General features: G+C 44.4%; 29 protein-coding genes. 7 read left to right on the forward strand and 22 right to left on the reverse strand.

The genetic code is table 11. The annotated features are described in order from the left end of the window. Positions 1-50 precede the first annotated feature (50 nt). From AC51G0_RS11895 to AC51G0_RS11915, 5 genes are read right to left on the reverse strand one after another with little or no spacing between them, the layout of a single operon-like run. Positions 51-2,108, reverse strand: coding sequence for a ClpP-like prohead protease/major capsid protein fusion protein (locus tag AC51G0_RS11895; RefSeq protein WP_496298671.1), 2,058 nt, complete (start codon positions 2,106-2,108; stop codon positions 51-53). Then, entirely contained in the window at positions 2,092-3,576 is a 1,485-nt protein-coding gene (locus tag AC51G0_RS11900; protein ID WP_496298672.1) for a phage portal protein, read from the reverse strand. Before AC51G0_RS11900 ends, AC51G0_RS11895 begins: the two co-directional genes overlap by 17 nt. Continuing rightward, complete coding sequence (locus tag AC51G0_RS11905) at positions 3,569-3,781, reverse strand: DUF6148 family protein (protein ID WP_496298673.1); 213 nt, start codon at positions 3,779-3,781, stop codon at positions 3,569-3,571. The genes AC51G0_RS11900 and AC51G0_RS11905 overlap by 8 nt, the downstream gene beginning before the upstream one ends. Continuing rightward, a complete protein-coding gene (locus AC51G0_RS11910) occupies positions 3,778-5,871 on the reverse strand; it encodes a terminase gpA endonuclease subunit (protein WP_496298674.1) in 2,094 nt (697 codons plus the stop codon). Before AC51G0_RS11910 ends, AC51G0_RS11905 begins: the two co-directional genes overlap by 4 nt. Further along, positions 5,852-6,322, reverse strand: coding sequence for a DUF1441 family protein (locus AC51G0_RS11915; protein WP_496298675.1), 471 nt, complete (start codon positions 6,320-6,322; stop codon positions 5,852-5,854). Before AC51G0_RS11915 ends, AC51G0_RS11910 begins: the two co-directional genes overlap by 20 nt. Positions 6,323-6,616: 294 nt before the next feature. Here AC51G0_RS11915 and AC51G0_RS11920 point away from each other — a divergent pair, with 294 nt between their 5' ends. Next, positions 6,617-6,820 carry a hypothetical protein gene (locus tag AC51G0_RS11920; RefSeq protein WP_496298676.1) on the forward strand — a complete coding sequence of 68 codons (204 nt, stop codon included), beginning with the start codon at positions 6,617-6,619 and terminating at the stop codon, positions 6,818-6,820. Between the two features lie 58 nt (positions 6,821-6,878). On the opposite strand, the gene lysC is transcribed toward AC51G0_RS11920, so the two are convergent. From lysC to AC51G0_RS12005, 17 genes are all read right to left on the reverse strand, one after another. Beyond that, the gene (gene lysC, locus AC51G0_RS11925) at positions 6,879-7,154 is read right to left on the reverse strand and encodes an Rz1-like lysis system protein LysC (protein ID WP_496298678.1); all 276 of its coding nucleotides are present in this window, start codon (positions 7,152-7,154) and stop codon (positions 6,879-6,881) included. Next, the gene (locus tag AC51G0_RS11930; protein ID WP_496298679.1) at positions 7,093-7,464 is read right to left on the reverse strand and encodes a DUF2570 family protein; all 372 of its coding nucleotides are present in this window, start codon (positions 7,462-7,464) and stop codon (positions 7,093-7,095) included. Before AC51G0_RS11930 ends, lysC begins: the two co-directional genes overlap by 62 nt. After that, the gene (locus tag AC51G0_RS11935) at positions 7,454-7,960 is read right to left on the reverse strand and encodes a lysozyme (RefSeq protein WP_496298680.1); all 507 of its coding nucleotides are present in this window, start codon (positions 7,958-7,960) and stop codon (positions 7,454-7,456) included. Before AC51G0_RS11935 ends, AC51G0_RS11930 begins: the two co-directional genes overlap by 11 nt. After that, positions 7,941-8,210 (reverse strand): HP1 family phage holin, encoded by a 270-nt coding sequence (locus AC51G0_RS11940; RefSeq protein WP_496298682.1) that lies wholly within the window; start codon positions 8,208-8,210, stop codon positions 7,941-7,943. The genes AC51G0_RS11935 and AC51G0_RS11940 overlap by 20 nt, the downstream gene beginning before the upstream one ends. A gap of 342 nt (positions 8,211-8,552) precedes the next feature. Continuing rightward, positions 8,553-8,816, reverse strand: a complete 264-nt coding sequence (locus AC51G0_RS11945; protein ID WP_496298683.1) for a hypothetical protein — start codon at positions 8,814-8,816, stop codon at positions 8,553-8,555. A gap of 160 nt (positions 8,817-8,976) precedes the next feature. After that, positions 8,977-9,780 carry a DUF2971 domain-containing protein gene (locus AC51G0_RS11950; protein WP_496298684.1) on the reverse strand — a complete coding sequence of 268 codons (804 nt, stop codon included), beginning with the start codon at positions 9,778-9,780 and terminating at the stop codon, positions 8,977-8,979. 147 nt (positions 9,781-9,927) lie between these two features. Further along, entirely contained in the window at positions 9,928-10,533 is a 606-nt protein-coding gene (locus AC51G0_RS11955) for a hypothetical protein (protein ID WP_496298685.1), read from the reverse strand. Positions 10,534-10,736: 203 nt separating this feature from the next. Beyond that, a complete protein-coding gene (locus tag AC51G0_RS11960) occupies positions 10,737-11,819 on the reverse strand; it encodes a hypothetical protein (RefSeq protein WP_496298686.1) in 1,083 nt (360 codons plus the stop codon). A 58-nt stretch (positions 11,820-11,877) separates the two neighbouring features. Beyond that, positions 11,878-12,630 carry a hypothetical protein gene (locus tag AC51G0_RS11965; RefSeq protein ID WP_496298688.1) on the reverse strand — a complete coding sequence of 251 codons (753 nt, stop codon included), beginning with the start codon at positions 12,628-12,630 and terminating at the stop codon, positions 11,878-11,880. Positions 12,631-12,750: 120 nt separating this feature from the next. Further along, complete coding sequence (locus tag AC51G0_RS11970; protein ID WP_496298689.1) at positions 12,751-13,371, reverse strand: hypothetical protein; 621 nt, start codon at positions 13,369-13,371, stop codon at positions 12,751-12,753. A gap of 556 nt (positions 13,372-13,927) precedes the next feature. Next, on the reverse strand, positions 13,928-14,521 hold the full coding sequence (locus tag AC51G0_RS11975) for a hypothetical protein (RefSeq protein ID WP_496298690.1): 594 nt from the start codon (positions 14,519-14,521) through the stop codon (positions 13,928-13,930). Positions 14,522-14,525: 4 nt separating this feature from the next. Next, complete coding sequence (locus AC51G0_RS11980; RefSeq protein ID WP_496298692.1) at positions 14,526-14,855, reverse strand: hypothetical protein; 330 nt, start codon at positions 14,853-14,855, stop codon at positions 14,526-14,528. Further along, entirely contained in the window at positions 14,852-15,460 is a 609-nt protein-coding gene (locus tag AC51G0_RS11985; RefSeq protein WP_496298693.1) for a DNA N-6-adenine-methyltransferase, read from the reverse strand. Before AC51G0_RS11985 ends, AC51G0_RS11980 begins: the two co-directional genes overlap by 4 nt. After that, positions 15,460-16,188, reverse strand: coding sequence for an ATP-binding protein (locus tag AC51G0_RS11990; RefSeq protein WP_496298695.1), 729 nt, complete (start codon positions 16,186-16,188; stop codon positions 15,460-15,462). Before AC51G0_RS11990 ends, AC51G0_RS11985 begins: the two co-directional genes overlap by 1 nt. After that, positions 16,188-16,937: a helix-turn-helix domain-containing protein gene (locus AC51G0_RS11995; RefSeq protein ID WP_496298696.1), complete on the reverse strand. Its 750-nt coding sequence runs from the start codon at positions 16,935-16,937 to the stop codon at positions 16,188-16,190. The genes AC51G0_RS11990 and AC51G0_RS11995 overlap by 1 nt, the downstream gene beginning before the upstream one ends. 50 nt (positions 16,938-16,987) lie before the next feature. After that, the gene (locus AC51G0_RS12000) at positions 16,988-17,533 is read right to left on the reverse strand and encodes a toxin YdaT family protein (protein ID WP_496298698.1); all 546 of its coding nucleotides are present in this window, start codon (positions 17,531-17,533) and stop codon (positions 16,988-16,990) included. Positions 17,534-17,603: 70 nt separating this feature from the next. Then, complete coding sequence (locus tag AC51G0_RS12005) at positions 17,604-17,789, reverse strand: Cro/CI family transcriptional regulator (protein ID WP_496298700.1); 186 nt, start codon at positions 17,787-17,789, stop codon at positions 17,604-17,606. A 74-nt stretch (positions 17,790-17,863) separates the two neighbouring features. Between AC51G0_RS12005 and AC51G0_RS12010 the strand changes: the two genes are divergently transcribed. From AC51G0_RS12010 to AC51G0_RS12035, 6 genes are all read left to right on the forward strand, one after another. Further along, a complete protein-coding gene (locus tag AC51G0_RS12010; protein ID WP_496298701.1) occupies positions 17,864-18,502 on the forward strand; it encodes a LexA family protein in 639 nt (212 codons plus the stop codon). Between the two features lie 160 nt (positions 18,503-18,662). After that, the gene (locus AC51G0_RS12015) at positions 18,663-19,349 is read left to right on the forward strand and encodes a hypothetical protein (protein ID WP_496298702.1); all 687 of its coding nucleotides are present in this window, start codon (positions 18,663-18,665) and stop codon (positions 19,347-19,349) included. A 148-nt stretch (positions 19,350-19,497) separates the two neighbouring features. Beyond that, on the forward strand, positions 19,498-19,749 hold the full coding sequence (locus AC51G0_RS12020; protein WP_496298703.1) for a hypothetical protein: 252 nt from the start codon (positions 19,498-19,500) through the stop codon (positions 19,747-19,749). Then, positions 19,746-20,126 (forward strand): hypothetical protein, encoded by a 381-nt coding sequence (locus AC51G0_RS12025; protein ID WP_496298704.1) that lies wholly within the window; start codon positions 19,746-19,748, stop codon positions 20,124-20,126. Before AC51G0_RS12020 ends, AC51G0_RS12025 begins: the two co-directional genes overlap by 4 nt. A 217-nt stretch (positions 20,127-20,343) precedes the next feature. Continuing rightward, on the forward strand, positions 20,344-20,583 hold the full coding sequence (gene xisR, locus AC51G0_RS12030; protein ID WP_496298706.1) for an excisionase family protein: 240 nt from the start codon (positions 20,344-20,346) through the stop codon (positions 20,581-20,583). 8 nt (positions 20,584-20,591) lie between these two features. Continuing rightward, positions 20,592-21,833, forward strand: a complete 1,242-nt coding sequence (locus tag AC51G0_RS12035; protein ID WP_496298707.1) for a site-specific integrase — start codon at positions 20,592-20,594, stop codon at positions 21,831-21,833. The last annotated feature ends 7 nt before the right edge of the window (positions 21,834-21,840 follow it).

The following is a 21,840-nucleotide window of genomic DNA, read 5'->3' on the forward strand; positions in this document are numbered from 1 at the left end:
ATAGTCAGATCAAAAAAGGCGCCGAAGCGCCTTAATGAAGAAGTAAATGATTAAGCAAATGTCGCCTTGGAAATACCGCGACGATCTACCATCTTCGAAGCAATATCGTAGGTGATTCGGAACTTAGCGCCGTCACTGCTCCAACCGTCACCAGTTTCTAACCACGGGTCCTGCTCACCGTCCAGGAATGCCATCACTACAGAATCGAAGTCCTTGCCTGTCAGGGCAATCGCACCATTGATTTCAGCCATACGGGCCGTTTCAATCACCTTCGGGAACTTCTTATAAGCTGGGTTGAAGGTGTCAGGCTTGCTGGCCGTATTCAGCACCGCTTCTAGGTATGAAGCATGATCAGGGTTTGCCAGTAACACTTCACCACGCAAATCGAGCGCATCCCCTTCAGAAGTGGTCGCCGTTGCGAAAGACTTGTGAAGTGCCATAATCAGCGCCTGATAGTCATCTTTCGTAATGCCCGTTTTCAGGTTGCCCCATTTGTTGTTTGTAACAGCCTGGAAGACAGATTTACCATCCCCCATCTGACCTGAAAGAATGGCGTTAAACATCAGCTTGTCAGATAGACGGTAACCCGCCTGCATGAACTTACGAGGGATTTTAGAAATCAGCGCGATTTCATCATTGATGATCGCCTGACGGGTGAAAGCAATTTCACGGCCAAAGGTCGCCAGCTGGATTTTCTCACCGCTACCTTTAATGGTCGCCGCCTTGTATTCACCATCTTCAGATACCGCCATCAAATCCGGCGCATCGTTAATCAGGATCAGGTCTGTTTCTTTGAAGTTGGGCAAGTTCTCCGTGTTGGCCAGCTCACGCCATAATGGCGCTCGCACCTTAGCTTCATCACGCATTACCGTACGAACACCTTCCGTGATGATGTCGGAGAAATCACCGCTGTTAAACGCCCGGGCAACCAGCTCATTTTTATTACTGCAGTATTTGGCGTCTTTACCCACCGAAATCTCAGCCATATCCAACAAAGTTTTCAGGCGATATGGATTATCTTTTTCCGGCTCAGCAACACCGCAACGGGAATTTAGGGCGTTCTGCAGTGAATCTTTAGTGATATTGCCGTTATCTACGTGGATATGAGCATTAGTCAGATTTGACTGGGTAGTGTCTGCATCCTGCCCTAAAGCAGAAGATGTGCCTAGGTTCTGCAGAATCTTTAAGGAAGCCTGTGCATCAGAACAATCAGGATCGTTCAGCATCTCATCACGCAGCGTATCACTGACTTTGTGTTGAGCACACAGCGCACGGATCGCAGACTGGCGAGCGATTTCGTTTTTTACTGCGTTCTGCAGTTCATTGGGTTTTGGCATATCGTTGCTTACCTGTTGTGATGGATCGTAGCCTGCTTGAGCGGCCAGCGGTAAAGGGTCATTAGTACTATCTGGCTCCAACTCTGTATTTGGCGGAGCTAGTTCAGGATCAGAGGTTGGTTCAGCGCCTGGCTCATCTTCAGCCAACTGATTAACCAATTCATCAGGGGGATTCTTAAAGCTAGCCAAAGCGGTTGGAGCGATATTCTTAAGGCTATTGGTCAGGTTTACCGGGTCAATCACCTTATCAATCAAACCCCACTCAAGTGCCTGCTGAGCCGAGAACCAAGTTTCCTTGTTCATGGCCTCTTGTACTTCATCTACGGGTTTACCGCTTCGAGCTGCATACTCTTCTGAAGTGGTCACCTTGGCCTGTTTCAGCTGAGCCAAGGCACTTTCAATTTCAGTTTCCCCACCCCAAGCGCCAATGCTCGGATTGTGAATCATGAAAGAAGCATTTTCTGGCATATGAATTTCATCACATGCCATCAGAATATAGGTCGCAATAGACGCCGCCAGGCCATCAACAATACCTGTAGTCATACCCTTGTGGGCCTTGATGGCATTAAACATCGCGAGCCCTTCATAAACAGAGCCGCCATAGCTTTGAATACGCAGTTCTAAATCACTGGTACCGACTTCCTGAAGGGCTTTGATAAGGTCGATGGAATCGATATCCCAATCACCAATAATCCCATGGATGTACAACTTAACTGGCTCGGTACCACCTTCATTTTTCAGCGTGTACCAAGATTTATTCGCCTTCGGCATTTTTTGCCTCTCTGTTCTTATGCTGAATCTTTGATGAGATGTTGTGCGCCGGATCGGCGATACTCACGATTAAGTCATCGTTCATTGCCTGGCGTTCAGACTTGATTTCACGTCTAACCGATACAGGGTTGAAGTTTCGTTCTCGTTGGTAATGGCTCAATGACTGCAAGCCAAGGCGGGTGCCTTTCTCAATGCCTACCATCTCTCTGGCAGGATCAATCCACGGCATAACTGGCGCCTGATAAATCGCATTTAGTACCGTTTCCGGATTAACATCTTTCGGCACTTTAAGCTGGCCGGATAGGATCGCCATCTCCAAAGCATGTCGGTACTGTGGACGGGTCCAGCTGGTTACAAACTTGCGCTGTAAGATCCGGTAGCGTGAAAAGGAATCAATCAGTTCTTGTCGCTGTGCAGAATAGTTACCTGTGTAATGGCGAGTCACACTGGAACAGTTCACACCGGAACCGGAAGCAGCCAACCGCATTTGAGAATCACGGAATGGGCTGCTCATCGCTTCACGGCGATTACTTTCAACAATTCCGGCATCCTCGCCAGGTGCCAGCTCAAAGCTGTTACCCATGCCAAGGAAAATATCCCCACCACGCTCAAAAGCATTATCTTCGCCGCCAGCATCCCGCTTAATGAAATACGCAAAACGGCTAGCAATCTGGGCGCTGATACGTTCAGACTGATCGTAATCCTCAATATCAGAAACCAAGTCTAATATCGAATGCAGTAGCGTTACGCCTCGGTTCTGGTGCAAACGACGAGTGAACTTCAGGTGAGTCACAAAACGTGCTTCCACCTCGGAAAATTCAAAGCCGAGAGCATCACGCTGGATCAGGATTGAAACCATTTGCCCCAGTTTATTGCGGCGAATCCCTTCTAATACCCCTCGTTCAGGTTCACTGATATTCACCGGCACATAATCCGGCTCAAACGGTTGAACACCAAAAGGCGTATCAGAGGGATAAGTGATATCTGGGTGATAGCCCATGTAATAACGAGCAAAGACTTCACCATCACGCAACCAGGTACGGCAAGATAGCCATTCTGTTTCAGCCCGTGAGTGCTCACCGTCAATGTTCTGCTTTAGCGAAAACAGCTCAAACCATTCATTAATCTGACGAGCAAACTCAGTATGAACATTACCCTCTTTATCCAGGGGCTGAGGCTCAATCATGATGCCTTTTGGCCCCACCACATTGGCGCAGAACTCATCCAGAATAGCCGTAACCAAGGGGGTGTTTTCATCCATATGCCGCGCCCGTTGGTATAGCGATTTGGCATCTTTGTTTAACTGGTTGGCTTTTCCTGTTGAGCGAGGATTACGTTTTTTAGTGTGAGGGTTGGCCGGAAGTGCCGCCTGATACTTGTTCATCAAGCTGCGGTTATGAATACGTTCAAGCCCAGCCTTAGGGCTAAAGTAGCCCACCATACGATCAACCAGGTTGAGTTTACTCAAGGTAATTCCTCCTGATTATACTTCTGCGGCCCCCTTGATTTTCCCGGGCAATCAACGCCTGCAGGCGTTCAATCTCACGTCGCACAGTTGAAAGGCTGGCAAAGGTCAGCTTTTCACCTTCAGCTGTTTCAACAGACTGCTGCATAAGAATCTTCTGCTCAGCATCCAAGTACCACTGCAAGCGCTGGCGGTTAGTTGTTGTCATCCGTAAATGCCTCTTGAGTGGTTATAGCGACGGCGTGGTTGCCGTTCGAATTGTGGCTTCTGATCAGCATCAACAACATTAGGGTTCATCTGCCAATCATCTGCCCACGGTGGTGGGTTGTTCCAGTCGATATCATCCCCGCCCTTATAATGCATACCAGCTTCGGCGTAAGCACACAGGTCAAAGGATTCGTTCCGGGCACCGTCTGGCTTTTGCCATTGGCCCTTATCATCAATATATTCAACGGTCAGTTCATCAAACCAATCACGGCTAGCCCACCCCGGCATGTGGAAGAAACGCGCGCCAAATTCAAGACGTTCATAACTTGAAACCACACGGTTCTTCAGACGAGTGGTATGCAGCAACAGCAAAGGAATTTCACCGTTTGCCAGCTTGCTACGTTTATCTGGATAGGTTTCTTTCACCAGATGCTCAATGTCTCGGCTTGCCCCCTTCACCAACCTGAACAAGTGAGAAAGACCTTTCCCTTTAAGCCGGTTGTAAAATTGGTAAGCCTGATCGGTTACAGAGCTGGTTTTTACCTTGCCGTTCTTCTTCTCGCCGGAACCGCCTGAATCACACAAGGTGATCAACGGCTTCATTACTCGGCCTGAACCATCAGCAAGGGGATATGTTTTCTTAATGGCTTGTTCAACCAACAGATCCCAATCTTCGGGATAAACAGAAGGGTTAACCCTCTCACCGTTGCGGTGCGGATTAGTCAGAACCTCAAAGCGGTCAATCACCCAACGCTGCAAGCCAGCACCGTAAACCTGTGCCTGTACAACGAAACGAGGATTTGTTTTACCGCCCTGTACGTCAATCGTCATAATCAGGAAGCGGCCACCTTCAGGAATCACTCCCCGTTCATAGTTAGCCGCCCGGGCCATGAGTTCATGAGCACCAATATCCTGACCGCGAGACTGAATGATGTAAGAACGCCCCATACGGACGTTAATGAACGTCTTTAACGCTTCTTCATCTCCGGTTTCTTGAAATAACGCATCAGCATTCAGATAGCGGTAAACCAAGTTTTCCCAGCTGGCATACGCAGCAACAATTCCTTCAAACCAGAATGTTGCCCATTTGGACGTTCTAACCTGAGATTCATCGTCAATAACTTGCCCATATTGATCAATGGCTCCCTCACGGAACCATTTCCCCTGTAAGTTCTTCGCTTGCTTTTGCGACTCATCAATACGGTGAGTACAGCGAGGGCACTCCACCCAAGCCGTTTTGGAAGCCTCGATAGGATCGTCTATTTCTTCCCATTTCAGAGTTTCAAAGTCAGGGCGAAAGTATGCGCCGCAATCGTCACACAACCAGAAGAATCGACGTCTGTCGCCCTGATTGTAGAGATCGGCAATACCGCCGCAGGGCTGAGCTTCGTGGGGTGCTAACTCTCCGGTAGATTTCGGATTACGAACAATACGACCGGGAGAAGATTCAGCCATCACCATGCCGGATGACTTGGCATTTTGAACACGCATCAGCATCAGCTCGAATTTCGAACCCTCCTGGCCTACCGCATCTTCTGCACGATCGTAGTCAGTCGCGCCTGCATAACGGTAAGTCGAAGCTGAAAGGCTGGTTTCCGTCGCGGAATCCAGCTTAATGTTCATACCATTCTTAAATTTTTTAGAGGTGATATTGTCGTCTGATTTACGACCTGTGCGTAGCTTAGCTATGCCAGACGTCGCGCTAAAACAGCGTTCTAAGTCTATCTTCGACATATCCGCTGCTTTGGTTTTGGTACTGTAAATCAGCAGCATATCGCCCGGAGCCTGAGTAACGGTGTAGTTAATCCACCCTTCCACCATGGCCTTGGTTTTTCCCGAACGCGCAGGGCCAACCACAATCACCGCTTCATAAATACGGCGAGCCAAGCAATCAAGTGGCTCCCGCATATATGGCACCAATGACGACAGAAACTTAGTCACATCCGTACCGTCTGAAATCCATAGATCGTCGTCTGAGGCCTCTACTGGTGTCTTATTCGCTGGCGCACACAGGTAAGCCAGATTCCGGCGGATTGACTTCGCATCGGCAAACTTCACACCTAATCGAGCATCAAACTGATACAAGCTCATCAGATACCGCCTGTAAGTCGAAGTTCAATAACTGTTCTAACGCTTCCAGCTGCTGGGGCGTGGCGGTTGGAATGGCTGACTCAATGCGAGTAATCACTTTGTCTTTAAAGCTTTTAACACCGGAGATACACACCGCAATTTCACTTTCAAAGTCATCCCGGGTCACTAGTGCACCGGAGTCTTGCCCCAGATTGATTTTTTCCCGCTCAGCCTGAATGAATGCCCTAAGCTCAGCCGCTGTCGGGAAGCCCATCAAATCAGGAGCATCCGATTCTTTAACTGGCGCCTTACACAGATAAGGGGCAACCTGACAGACATCGTAAAGCGGTGTATTGCCCTTGAATGCAACGGGCTCGATGCCTGCAGCCTTAAGACGTTTTCGAACAGTCGAACGGTGAGAACCAAACTGCTCTAATTCACTGGTATTCCAGAGCCGTTTTTCATTGTTCATAACCATCCTCGATAAAAGTAATCCCGTCTCTCCGGGTGTCACGCCTTTTGCGCATCTGGCCGACGTTTCCATTAATGAGGCTCTTTCGGCCCTGCTTGTACCTTTTTGAATGACTCATTGCGCTCGCGTTTAAGGAGATACAGCCTGCAAGCTGATCACGGTCTTAGCTAACAATGAACACAGCGAGGTACCAACGCTTCTAGTTTCGTAGTAATCATGAAAGGAAAAAATAATGCTGCAGTTTGCATTGAGAGTGGTAGCATAAGCTATCGAGTTGAAACCTAAGGAAAGGTTATGTTCGAAACCACATTAGAAAAACGCGTAGAGCGTCTGACCAAACTGACTGCAGCTCTTGATGCCCTGAACGAGGCCGAAAAACTTTACCTGGCTGAGCCTGAAAGCGAATTTGCATTTGATGAGATCTGCAGCTTACAAAAGGAATACCGAGTTGCGGCAGCGGCACTTCATCATGCAGTTAAGCAGCTAGATTCAGACTAAAGCTAAAAGGAACGGGCGACTAAATATAACGGTGGACGACCACCCAATAGGTAATGACTTATTCGCCCGTATTCGGGTTAACGTTCGAGAAGCCGTAGAAAGTTCTCACACGTTGAATTTTGTTGGCGCATTCTTTCCAAGAAGCAAACCATAAAGGATCACGTTCAACCGCCTCACCATAGGTGGCGGGAGGCAATTCAAACGGTTGTAGACATAAGGTAAGGTCTGAAGCGGGAGGCTTAACAACCACCTCCCGATATTCAGTGACAATTTCAGTAGTAGTGCATCCGTTCAGTAACAGTGTCAGGCAAAGGCTGAGCATAACAATCTTCATGTTGTATCACCGTCCGAACCTCTTTCAACCTGACCTGAGCATCGCGCCTTAGCTTCATCACCTCACGTTGAGTTTCGTCTGCGGCCAGCTGGGCCACATCACGAGCCTGCATCAATCCCTGCACTTGATGATCAAGCGCTTGGTTCTTGGCAGTTAGTGACTCAACAGTAAGATTGGAAGCAATAAGCTGTGTACTTAGGTTCTGGTTGATTTGAGATTGGGAATAATTGAATAAGAGGCTAACAACAAGGGAAACACCAAAGCCCATACCAAGCCCTTTACCGAAGATCGGCCGGAGACTAGAGAGCATTCAAGCACACCTCCTTTTCGGCATTCCTGCGTCGAACCAAACCGTTAAGGCGTTTGCCATCGGCATACACCCAGCGGGTTAGCTCGTTACAGGCACCGGTATAGTCTTCAGCATTGAGCTTTTTCAGCAACGTCGATTGTTTGAAGTTCCCTGCCCCAACGTTAAAAATAAAACTGACGAACGCATCGAACTGATATTGTTCAAGGGGAACAGTTACTAGCTTATCAACCACGGCCTCTGCCGACTGCACATCGCTAACCAGGTTCTCGACCACATCTTGGTGTGTCACCTCTGAATTAGGCGTGACTCCTACCGTGTGACCGTAGCCGTTAGTCCAGACATTGGCAGAGCATTGATAGGTATTTAACTGACACCCTTCGTAATCCATGATCAGCTTAAGCCCGGCATCACTGGTTTGCAGTGTACCGGTTGGCAAAGCCGATAACAGACCAACGATAACAACAACAGCACAGCGTTTAACTGTTGATATCTTCATACAGCTCCCTCAACTGGGGATGCTGCTGCAACAACTTGAAGCTTTTCTTTCGGTAGTGGCGATTAATACAAAATGTACCAATTGCCAAACCAACACCGATAAGGGTTGCCCAATCTTGCAGAGAGAACGCCCCGAAGAAAGCCAACAGCCAGGCGAAGAAATACGCCAAGGCTGAATTGAGTTTTTCCTGCATGCTTTCCACCCATACAAAAAAGCGCCGCTGATCCGAAGACCAGAGGCGCTGATTCATGTTGATAGTGCTAAAACGGAAAAACCCCGCCAATTAGGCGAGGTTTTCCAACAATGGGAATTAAACGGCATTTAGCGGTGAGTGTCAACACTCACCCACAAGGTGTAGTGTTTATATGAAGCAGTTCACACTTCCCAGCACCAACCAACGGTCACATCGAAGCCCCCATTAGTGAAACATTAGAAGATTACCTAGTACCGAAAAAGTCAGCCATTCACACCATGCTTGTTGATAGCGATCTACAGCTTAAACGCATCTTCAAGGGTGACGCAGTGACCATTGAACTAGGGAGAAATCCAACCTTGAGCTGAAAATGCTGAGTGTAATACATCGTGTTGATTATTATGCCTCTGAATTCTGCGGTGCTTCTAAGGTTTTTGGTTCTTTGATACTCAAAAACTCAAAAAGCTCCCGTTTAATTCTGTGAACTTCCTGAATAGGTAGAATAAAATCGCCGTAATTAGTTTTACCTTCTATACCAATATTCATAATTTCTCGAACATTTGCCGTAGTTGTTAGCTGAATCCCATCATCTTGAACGTACACAGCTAAAACATTATCCATATTCAGGTAAAAATCGTTATCTAGTTTTAAGCCTCTAGCCACTTCTGTATTCCTCTTAAATTATTAATTTCGCCTCAGACATCCACCTGAGGCATCGCCTGCGATAAGGTGCCCCACACTGAACTAACAAAGCGCACCGAACTTCAAACCAAAACCACCAAGTGTAACGGGTCACCTTGATTGCTTTGTATGTGCGCCGAATTCACACATATGGTGAGCTAGTTTCTGATACTTTGATCATTTTACCCATTCCGGATAAAAACAACTCTTGAATCATGAAATTATTTCGTTTATCAACTAAAGGCCCTGTTCTAATAGATTTGATACATTCAGGAGTAATCGGGACATTAACATAGCGTGTAAGACCTGTTGCACAAGGTTTAATTTTTATATCTCTATTGTAATTATCTTGAAGAATAAAAAAACGGATTTCGGACTCAGCTTCAAATGATTTGTGTTTAATCTGAATAGTCACTTCTTGAAGCGCTGTAATATACCTTGAACTAAAATGAGCATGATCCATAAAGTCTGGATGTAATTGATTCATTGCTTTATACCACTCATTATCTCTTACTGATTTCACATAGTTTTTGAGTAAATCACGCTCTTCATCTTTGGAGTATACGCATTCATATGAAACAGACATATCATGTCGTAACAATTTGAATAATTGCTTTTCCAATTCTTCTTTATCAAATTCAATACAAACACCTAAGCCTTTTTGGGTATAGGATCTCCATTGACTCAAGTCATCTCCAAATTTAGATGTCGAGAAACCAAAAGATCTATATTGAAATTCATCAGTATTATTACGTTTAAAATAAAACTTAGAGTGAAGCTCAGATTCACTAAATTCTTTTTCATATAATTGATGTAAGAGTTCATCGTCAATCTTTGTTTCAAGGGGATCATTCATCATACCAAAGCTACCAAAATGTAATGACTTATTAGTTACAATGTTAAAAAGAGCCTCGATACTCGTATAATGGTAGCAAGAATTTCCCATAAATCACCTTAAAATTTATAAATAAATGCTTGACTGATATTTAGCTGGCACATAAGGTGCGCCCCACCGAACTCACCAAGCCAACTGAACTTCAAACCAAAACTGCCGAGTGTAAAGCGTCACCTTGATGGCCTTGTTAGCTGGATTTTACAGCCCATTTCTAAGCGTATTTTTTGTGCCTTCAGCTATGCTCTTTATTTCTGCTTTAATATTTTCTAATTTATAACACCGCCCACCTAAGTCTCCCCAAAGATCATGGTCAACTAGGTCAAAGAAGCTCTTTACACGTTCACATGACCATTCATGTGTTGAAGCAATGTAAATTTTGTCAATATGATCTTCTTCAGGCCAAAGTCGCATGTTTAAAATTTCAGCACTAATTGCATTTAGGAGCATAAGTTCATTCGCCACCTCTCCTGAGTCTGTAGAAAGAGACTTCAAAATGTCTGACTCAACGGCAATTTCTGACATTGTTTTGATTAAGTTGACCCGATGATCATTGACCTTTGTTGTATTGGGGTTTGCCCTTGCAAACAACATATTTCCTGCATACACGACGATTGCACATATGTGCTTTATCAAAACAACTTTTGTCGAGTAGATAGTGTCATTTCGTTTCTGAGCTCTCCATTGGTGATATACATAAAGAGCAAAAATTGTAGCTATAAAGCCGGCTCCTCCACCAAGAATGGTAAAGCTCAATGACAATAACTCCGATATTGTCATTACACCTTCAGGGACAGAAAGTTCCATCAACACTCCTGCCCAGATACCCCCGACAAGACCCAAAGTGAAAATTAGAGCCGACAATAGAATATTCCACATTACTTTTAACTATCTCCAACATTCATTTTTCAGCTAGACCCCTGCAATAAGGTGCCCCGCACCGAACTAACAAAGCACACTGAACTTCAAACCAAAACTGCCGAGTAAAACGGGTCACCTTGATTGCCTTGTTAGCAAGTTTCATCACGAATTTCAAATGGTAACAGAGTTGTAGAACAGCCATTATCTCCAGACAGTATTTTGTACACGATACTTTTTTCTTTGTTAGCTATCACATCATCAAGAACAGGAACGAACTTCTCATGGGTAAATGCATTTTTTTCTAAGCTATAATCAGCTAATGTCGCTGCAATTAAGTCAGGTACTCGATTAAATGAATCGTACCAAAGTTTACCTGTTTTTTCTGGCAAACCAAATGTTAGTTTTTCTTTATAATTTTCATTTTCCTTGCTCATTAGAACATGAAATAAGTTTTTTGTCAGATCGAAGATAACTGGTTTTTTGAATTTGGCAGCTTTATGACTAAGCATTGCATCCCTATCAGAAAACCAACCTATAACCTCTACATTCGAAGTAATACAAATTTGACGCACTATATATGCAGTTAAGTTCGATACTATTTCAATATTTCTTATATTCTTTAAATTAACACCTTTCTTCGACACTTCAGATAACAACACGTTATACGCACTTAAAAGATCACTATAATGTGTTTTTTCACCTTCATTCTCTATCCACATTTTAACTTGGTTAATTGCTGTGTTGTAGGAAGTTTGTAACATTGCCCTTTCATTAAATGGATCTAATCTCACATTTTTATCAACCAGTATCGATAAGTTCAAAATCTCACTTCTATTGATAAATTCAATAAAACCTTTATTCACTCTTTTGAGTTTCTTTATATCCTTAAATGAAAGCTCATCTATAGCCGCACCTAATTCAGAAAACTTACTTGTGTAAGGCATAATCGAAAACGTTATTACATCATTCGGCTTGTTTCTGTCGTCTAACACATAGTCACTAAAAATCATCCACTTAGAAACATCAGAGTTTCTATCAAAAAAACTTTCAAAATGTGTATAGCTTGATTTATTAAACGTATCATCGAAGTGCACCAAAAAATTATGGAGCGTGATACCTGCTTTATGTTCACCATGATGAACCTGTTCAAATTTTTCATTGATTAGTCTCATATATACCTCTAACTTGCTAACGCCGAACATAAGTTGCGCCACGATGAACTTACCAAGCATTCATAACCCACACCAAAAATGCCGAATAAAATGCGTCAACTTGATGTTTTTGTTAGGCTTATATTTCATTAGTATCGAAAGTTCTAAGCTCTATATCTAAACTCTGTTCCGTTAAAGCATTACGCCAAGCATCAACTACCATACTGAAGTCTTTATTGTTTTCGTCAAATACAAGCGCCAATATGAATTTTGTGTCAATTTGCATGTATTCCTTTGTTAACTTTGCCCTATATATAAACTCATCAACAGTTTTGAAAACAATACGAGGGTGAGCATAGTATTTGACTTCAAGAAATGTAGCCTCATGTCCAGGTTTAATATATCCCGCGTCGAAAGTGTATTTTTCTTGTCCAATACGTATGTTTTCATCGGGTTGAATATTCAACTCAGTTGACAACAAGTTGGTAACGTATCTTTCAGCCTCAATAATTTTATCTTTAACCTTTGTATATAATTTAGATGGTTTACCTTTTTCTAGAGGCTGTTCACCCGAGGCCTCCTGAACATCAATTCTAAGTTTGTTCTCTTTTTCTTCCGGAGTTAGCGTACTCAAAAAGGAACGATCATTCTGGTAATCACTTGGGCTGTATAATTTTCCGTGATGTTCTGTAACTAGTTTATAGAACACCCAAAGCACCGAAAACGGAAAAAGAACAATAAAAATCAAAATAGGCCAACGTTCTGCTGACTCTAATTTATCTGCCGATGATCCCAGCAGTAATGAAGCAAATCCATATATCATGGAAATGAAAAGAGCAACGATACCTAACGGATTTCTTGCAAAGTCTTTAGTTGTTTTTGAAAATTCCATCTTACCTCTTTAAAGCCTAACGCCGGGCATAAGGTGCGCCACGACTAACCTACCAAGCGCACCAAACTCCATACCAAAACTGCCGAGTGTAACAAGTCACCTTGATGCCTTTGTTAGGTTTCATTTCGCATAACTAAGGATTCTTTGCTCTAAGTTTCCGCGTGCAGTACAGGTAACACCATCTAATGTAGAAAAGTCTGTTTTTGTTGAAAAATCGAATATAAAGTTATCATTACCAGCATATTGATTACTGAAATTATGATATTTTATATCAACATCGATAACATACTTTGTATTAACATTAACTATCGTACCATCGCCCTCTGGAGCTAAATAGATATTAGTTCTACCATTAAGCCTTGAAGTACGAGTTGCATTAAATGCATTACCTTGTGAGTTAGTAAACGTATATCTTGCACTATCCGCAGGATCATAAGTATATGTTTTCTTTCCATGAGCATTAGAAAATTCACGCGTGGAAGTGCCACAGTCAACATAATCTGAAGGTTTACTTGTTGAGAATGAAACGTTAATTATTCTAGAGTTTTTTTCGATGTTGTTTATTACAAAAAAATCTGAAGATAAATTTTTAACCAAACGGTCCCAGACAACATCAAAGCTTTCGTTGATTATTTCTTGGTTTTTTATGTTATATGTCTGCGGCTTACTATAATTTAAATTTGATGTTGCACACCCTGCAAGGGTTATAGAAATTGCTGCTAGTGTTAAAGTTTTCTTCATAACTTTTATTCCTTATCCTTTTTTATAAATCCATTCTGAAACCTAACATTTTATTATACGAACTGTGTTCGTATATCTTCCTTATATCTCCAACTATACGAAGAAGATTATCGAACTACGTTCTTATATCTCGCTATCAGCTAGCTCTTCCAGCCTTACCTGCTCATGCCTACTGTACAATGCTCTATCCCCCCAGAAGCATGGTTTACTTTATGATACGAAATTGGTCGTACTTAGCCTTTTACCATCAACTCGCTCACGTAAAAAAGCGAAACATTGACACAGTAAGCATAGAAACCTAACGCATAACCATAAGCCACGACAATGTCAATATTACCAGACATATAAGCCTAAATAATAATACAATTTACTAGCATGTAAATACACTACATTCTGTACCGCAACATTAGCTCTGATATCGCAAACCAGTATTAACAGCCTGTATATGGTTTTGGGCTCTGAATGAAAATAGGGCACTAGTAGGGCAGTTTTAATGCACGCTATTGACATAAAATTTACTTAAGACAACTGCCCCGCCAGTTCGACGGGACATCCATCAAGCCACCTCCCTCCTCGCCTCTCGTTCTTCCTTCTCTATCTGGCCTTGAATTGCCAATAGCGCCGCTGTGCGATTACAGGTGAGCCAATCAACCATATTCTCTAGCACTGGTTTGTAACGATTAAAACGGCTGTATGTTACCGGTAGCGTCTGAGCAAAATAAGCGAAGCGGGTTTCATTAGTCCACTTAATGCGGCCACCTGTACAGCATGGGCACTTACGGCTGTGCTTGCACTTGGAAAGCACCTTCCCTGTCCCTTCGCATTCTGGGCAGATTTGCCCGAACTGCTGGGTTGCTTCTGCAATGGCTGTTGCACATAGAGCATTGAGCGCTTTATCTGGATAGGTACCTCGCCAGTTCTGCATTTCACGTAGAGCCTCGCCCATTGTGGCTGTATGCAGCTGCTTAAGGGCATGTACATCCCCTAATCCTTCCACGAACAGCAAAAGCCAACCTACAGGTGATTCACTCCAACATATACCGACAGCGGCTAACTGTTCTTCGACAGAAAGCAAAGACTGTCCGCCAGTTCTGGGGCCGTAGGTGATTCCCTTGATTCCAAATTTACCTAGCAACTTTTCAATTTTCATATTCTTATGCCGCCTCTTCGAGCGTTGTTACCATACTGGCTGGTACCAGACGGTAGTAATAAACTAACTTGCTATTAACGGTCTTACACATCCGCTGTTTAACCAATCCGGTATTGCTTGGCTTTACTTCCCGTAAACGGGCACTGATAGCCGTTTGTGTATCGAAACAGTCGAATTTGGTTTGGATCCGTTGTTCTAAATCCCTGAGTGTTGACCACTCAAGGCCAAGCGCTGAGGAAACTACCCTGTTAAATTGTGTATCAGCACTCAGTATCAAGCGCTTTTTCGTTTTCAGGCTTTCTACTGCCTGGCTAAAGTCTTGTTGGCTAGTCATGCGGCAAACTCCAATTTTTCACGAAAGTTGATGGTTAGCTCATCCGCAATACCACGCTTAAAACGGATCCGCTGTGTCACAGGAAAATACCCCGGAGTGAACAGCACAAACACGCTACCGAAGTTAACACCTGTCTTTTTTGTTACCCCGTCTGGTTCTACAAAGTTGTATCGTCCGTCGGGTTCATAAATGGCTGCGGCTTTACCCTCAACATATTCTAACCACCAACCGGTTAGCGGTTCATAAGGTAATAGCATCATGCCTGATTTCCCTTTCTTAGCCTCTTCTGCTGCCTTGCCGATAAATTCAGGCTTCATGTCAAACGGCGGGTTACACCACCAGTGAGAAACCCAATCGCATTGCAAGGCATCGAAGCCACGAACCTTCGCATTTGGATTCAATCGGAAAGCACCCTGCTCCCGGCTTCTGTCGAACCAATCCGGCGACACATAGCATTCAGCGCACTTTGTGGTTTCCGGCTCTGCTGCAACATCCAGTTCAAACGGGCGGCCATAGAGAGCCTGCGCATCCCAGAAACATTCCCACTGTGTTCCCCAGCGGTTCTTGTCACTTGCTGACGTGTTGCTCTTAACGAGAATAGGCATTACGCAGCCCTCCCCTTACAGCGGAAACTCTGCCAATTGAAAGTCACCCACTTACCGTCTTCCATGATGCGATCAACCGCGGCGCGCCCCAGTGTCTTAACCAGCTCATCGCTTTGCAGGTTGGTGATGATGCCTGTGGGACGTTCTTGGGTGTAGCGTTCGTCGATGATGCGGTTGATCATCACCCGTTCGTTATTACTGTTGTGCTGAACACCCAGCTCATCAATCACCAACAAATCAACGCTGCTCAGATACCGGATAATTTCCGTTTCGCTGATCTCGGCATCCTTGCGGTAGGAGTCGCGAATCTTCAGCATCAGCTCGGCCACGGTGATCACCACTACTGAACGGCGTAGCTGTAACAGCTCATTCGCGATAGCACAGGCCAGATGGTTTTTACCTGTTCCAGATGTACCCGCAAAAATGAAGCCTCCTGAACGTCGATTGATGTAATCATCCAGCAAGGTTCGGGATTCAGCATACGCTGCTCGCTGGCCTTCGCAGTGGGTGAAGTAATTATCAAACTTGCAGCCCTGATGGCGCTTTTTGATACCTGAGCGACCTATTGCCTTTGCGGCTTTGACCTGTCGGTTTTCAGCATCCAGTCGTTGCCTGTATGCCTCCGACTCACGTTGATGAATCTCAGCCATTTGCTCTGCGGTGTAGGGCTGAATGTGCTTAGGCATTGCCGTTGGCATCGATTTGGCTAAACGTTCCATGATGTTCATTAGTAACCCTCCGGTGGTCCATAGTTGCCATTGCTGGCGCCCATTCGCATGGTGGCTGAAGTCTGTTTGCTACTGCGCTCACTCGCCCACTTGTTGGCGTTGCGCATCCCGTTTCGCCAGGCGGCAATCCAATCGGTGTATTTTGAGCCCCGAGCAATCATGGCGTCGGCCCATTGGTTGGTTGCATCGTGAATATCCAGAGTGAAGCCCTGCTGGGCATACCACTGATGCATTTCAGCTGTGGCAGAAAAACCTGCTGGCAGTTCAGTTTTGGTTTTCTTGCGAGTCTGTTTTTCAGATGATTGTTCAGAATCTCCCGCTTGGGGGACTATAGGGGGATCTTTAATATCTGATGGATCTAATGATGGTTTGGGGTCAGCCTCCGGCCCACCTTTTGGCGTATTCTGACCTAGGTCAGATTTAGCCCTAGGGCTATTTCCGCCCTGTGGCAAATCACTGCTTTGTAGCTTTCTTACATCAATCCAATACATGTTGGTGTCGTTATTTTTAACACCCTCTTTGGACGATTTAATACGGCACTCTTTGGTGATGATCCGTTGTTCACAAAGGCTTTTGATTTGAGCCTTAATCGTTGAACGAGATACACCACACTTCTTAGCAAGGCGGTCTAAGCTCGGCCAGCAGTACCCTTCATCGTTAGCGAAATCAGCCAGGCAAAGCATGATCAACTTTGAGTTACCTTTCAGGTTGTCGGCATCCCATACCGCCGACATAACTTTTACGCTCATACTGGCTGGCCTCGATTGATAATTTGATAAAGATTCATTGCACGAAATCCTTACGCGGCTTTTGAAGCCATCAAGTTTTCTAAATATCCCATTAGTGGTTTATGAGAACCCTCGCTCTCCTGCACTTCTTTGTAAGCAGCACGGAGTTGGTCCAGCGTGGCGTTCTCTGGCAGCATCAGTAGCGTGGTCAGTGCTTCTGATGATTCTTTGGAGAAATGAGCTAACAGGCGGTCTCTCCCTGATATCGAACTATTGTCACCAACCGCTGCCACTGAAAAACCCAACGGATTGAGGAAAGTATTAAGCGCATCACAAGCTCGTTGTTTGGGCATGGCTGTTAAGATAGCTGGCAGAAGATCCATGATGTTGGCTTTGGCCTCGGCAGACACCCGCTCGTTGTAACGCCAGAAGTTTTGCGAGTTATTGGCATCATCGGCACCAGGTACTTTAAGAATGAGCTTCTTCGGCGCATCCGGCTCGTGGTGCAGATTTAGCTTGTAGTAGAAATGCGCTACTTTGTTGGCGACAAAATCTTTCGAGACTTCACAACGCCAACTTTCGATAGCGTTACGCATAACGCTTTTTAAACTAAGCATGGTTGTATCCTTACTTTAGGTTACCTGATTGGTTGCAATCACCTAATTCTTAGAGCGACTGTTAAGATGCCTAAGCTGCCTTCGAATAAAGACATGCCTCATACTTGAGCTTTCCATTAGTTAAGCGCTCAAGCCTAAGAGCTTGTTTCTCCGGTATGACGTCTTTCCATTGAGAGACTGAACCAGATGAGATTCCAAGTGCCTTGGCAATATTGATTTTCTTTTTAAAGTGTTTAATCACATCAGACTTAAGCATGACGCACCTTTTGTTAGAAAACTAAGATTCTAATCTTAGGAAACTAAGCAAGTCAATGTTTAGAATACTTAATTATGGAAATTTCAGATCGCATCAAAGAAAGGATGCAAGCCTTAGGGCTTAAGGGCGTCGATATAAGCAAAGCTACTGGTGTTTCTAGTGGTGGTGTTAGCCAATGGGTTAACGGCATGACTAAGCCAAGAGGTGAAAAGCTTATCGCGCTTTCAAGAGTTTTGGAGTGCCAACCTGACTGGCTTTTATTTGGTCAAGATAAAGCACAAAAGAAATCACTCAGCTCAAACGTAACCTATGGACCTGAGATTAAAGGGCACTTCCCTTTAATTAGCTGGGTTCAGGCTGGTGCTTGGGCCTCAATTGAAGAAATAAGCATATCTGAAGCAACCCGTTACCCCTGCCCAGTAAAGTGCAGCGAAGATAGTTTTGTGCTGAAAGTACAAGGTATTAGCATGGAGCCAGTCTTTAGAGATGGCGACCTTATTTTCGTTGATCCGCAGGCAGAATGGCGCCATGGTTCATACATTGTCGCGCGACTAGACGATAAGAATGAAGCGACATTCAAGCAGTTAATTCTTGAAGGCGGGCATAAATTCTTAAAGCCTCTAAACCCTAACTGGCCAGAGCAAATCATTCCTATTAATGGGAACTGCACAATTGTTGGTGTTGTAGTCTTTTCAGGAAGAACCTTTAGCTAGCCTACGCAACAATAGTCTTTTCTATCATTTCTAAAAAACCGCGATTAGTGGTTTTTTTTTGCCTACAAGATCTTAGATAACTTAAATATCCTCTTGACTTAAAATCTTAGATAACTAAGAATAATTGCAAATCAACGTTAAAGTTAACTAAGGAATCACCATGAAAGAACTAAATGAAATCGTCACAACCAAACTCGCCACCATGATAGACGACGGTTCTATCGAGAAGATGATTGAAACCCGTTTAGAAAAGCTACTAGCTGAAACCGTCAATTCTGCAATGGAAAGCTACAGCGATTTTGGCAGATCACTGACTAAGACAATCGAAGCATCGATTGGCACATCACTTAATAAAGTTTCGTTCCCTGAGTACAACCACTTTGTTGCTCAACTAGTTCAGGAGAAATACGGCCAAGCGCTAGACCAACATGCCGCATCTCTGCTTGATAAGTTATTAGAGAAAGAGCTCAACCCTGCCCCAGCAGTACTTGATGCTCAGAAGATGCTTGATGAAATCCAAGAATGTTGGGAAGAAAATGCGCACCATAATAATGGCGTAATTGATATCGACTGGGAGGAAAGTGACTCCGCTATCTACATGACAATCAACCATCCAGCATATGACTGGCAATCTCTCAAAGTTACTTTCTATAGCCACGGCGAAAAAGACTGCCAATACCACATCGGATATATCAACGAAGGTGATAAACGTATTAGCGGCAGCATTACCGGAGCAACTCGCGCAATGGGGTTAGCTGGTTACTTCTACAAGTTGTATTGCCGTCAAACCAAGATCAGCGGCCTGCAGGATATCTACGGCGACTGTATTGATGTTAGTGAGTATTAAAAAAGAAAACCCCGCTCAGGGACCAATCCGAACGGGGCATCTCGTGCAATGAGTCCTCATTGAGGCTCGCTATAAAGAATAACGCAGGGCTGACCACCCTGCAAGACCACAACCTGAATACAAACATTCACCTTAAGGAAATCGTGCAATGAGAGAACCAGTGAATAACAGCATTGAAGCCTTTATCGTAAAGAATATTGATAAAAAGCTACAAGAAGAGGGTTATCCCCCCTCCGAAATAGATCGCGGTATTAATGAAGCCTTACGTTTTTATCGTAGTACCACATCGTTTGCTAAAGGAAAAGTATTTGATAGCTGTTTAACTAAAGCGCGCCTCTTAATTAAACCCAACAAGAAAACCGCCACCCGCAGTAAGAAAACAAAGCAGGTGGCAGCATGAATAAAGATGAACGAAGGCGAGAACAAGGTAAACGTCGAGCCCAACGCCTGCGAGATAGACGGAAGGACACTGGCGTAACTAACTTTCCGCTTCCTCTGGATGAGCAGGAACAAGAAAGGCTTGATGATATCTGCGAGTTTTTCTCGCACCCAGGTAAACCAGTTAAACAAGCTGAAGCTTTACAGCTGATGATTCATCGTATCTACGCTGAAATTCCAGCAATACGCGAGAGGTTAGGCACCTGCAAGCACTGTGGTGAGTCACTGCCTGAAGGCTGCGCCAAATTAAAGCCAGGCGGTTTATTTAAAGGTGACGCTCGTTGTTGGCATACAACAAATAGGGTAAGGATTTTCGACCCATTAAATACGGAGGTTTAATGATGGAATATTTATCACCAATTATTTATGCCATTGGCTGTGTTGTTTTTTATGTCGGTTATTCGCTTTCTAATTATAAAGGGGAATAAACCATCTCCAAATTCTATTTGGAAATACCTCCTGAATATTAGCAATCACCCTAATGATGTCGGCACCAATTACAATGGTGCCGCTAACACTGTCGTCTGACCATCGGCTTTTAATAAGGAAACGTGCAATGAGTTCTGACATCTCTTTAATTACACCACCACCTAACAAATGGGTTGGTAGCAACTATATTGTATTTATGTTCGGCCTTACCGAAGATAATCTCGCGAATTATCGGCGCAATTGGATGCAAGGCAAACACTACAGAAAGATTGGCCCTAGTGGGCAACCTTCGCTAAAGAAAGCGAAAATTCTGTACAACTTACCTGAAATCAACAAGTGGATTGAATCTTACCCTCAGCACTTTTAGGAGTAACAATGCCCCCTAAGTCATTACCAACTGGCGTCGAGATTCACTCAGGTATGTTGCGGATTTGGTTTATGTATAAGGGGGCGCGATGTCGTGAATCGCTTGGCGCTCCCCCTACTCCAAAGAATATTCGCCTGGCCGCTGAAAAACGAACCTCTGTTTGCCATGCCGTACGTACCGGCACCTTTGATTACATCGAGTGGTTTCCCGAGTCCAAAAACGCGCTTAAATTTTCCAAACCAAAGCAGCGAGAAATCACGCTAAACCAGCTTTGCGATTTATGGCTTGAGTTAAAGCGTATCGAAGTCACCCCGGCCACAATGAAGAACTACGAGCAGAGACTGAAGCAAGTGCGCCTTCATCTGGACGGTAACGCACTTGTCACTGACATCACACAGGCCACCCTACTCGATCTGCGTAAAGCGTTTCTAGAAAGCTGCTCTGCATCCACTACCAATACCTATATGCGAACCCTGAAAGGGCTAATTGGCTTCGCCATAGACAATGAGTACTGTGATCAACGTGTGCTGAACGGCCTGAAGGAACTTAAGCAAGATAAGAGCAAACCCAATCCTCTTTCACAGAGCGAGTTTAGCCGCTTAATTGAAAGCTGCTTGAATGACCAGGACCGCAATTTATGGCAAGTGGCCGTGTATACAGGCATGCGCCACGGTGAGTTATTGGCTCTCGCTTGGGAAGATATCGATCTGGAAGCAGGTACTATCACTGTAAGGCGCAATCTTACCCTTGAAGGAGTGTTCAAATTACCTAAAACCCTCTCTGGTGAAAGGGTTATTAGCCTACTAAACCCGGCAATTGACGCCCTAAAGCAACAACAACTACTAACATTCATGTATCCAGCCATAGAAATTGATGTTTTGCAGCGTGAACATGGTAAACTCATGCCCTTTTTTATACGCCCTGTTTTTTCGCCGAGAGTCACTGCGACTAGAGCAACAAAGGCCTACTATTTTCATACTAGCATCCACGATAAGTGGACCGCGGTGTGTAGGCGCTCAAAAGTGACTTATCGTAGGCCGTATCAAACGCGACATACTTATGCGTGCTGGATGCTATCAGCAGGGGCAAATCCAACATTTATAGCAAACCAAATGGGGCATTCTAGTGCTAAAGAAATCTATCAAACGTACGGTGACTGGGTGAGTGAGCACACCCAAGATCAACTGGACATACTAAACACAAAATACGGCAAGAATGCCCCCTATATGCCCCTAAAATTGAACAAGTAACTGTAAG

The organism is Photobacterium sp. HL06 (genome assembly GCF_059552575.1).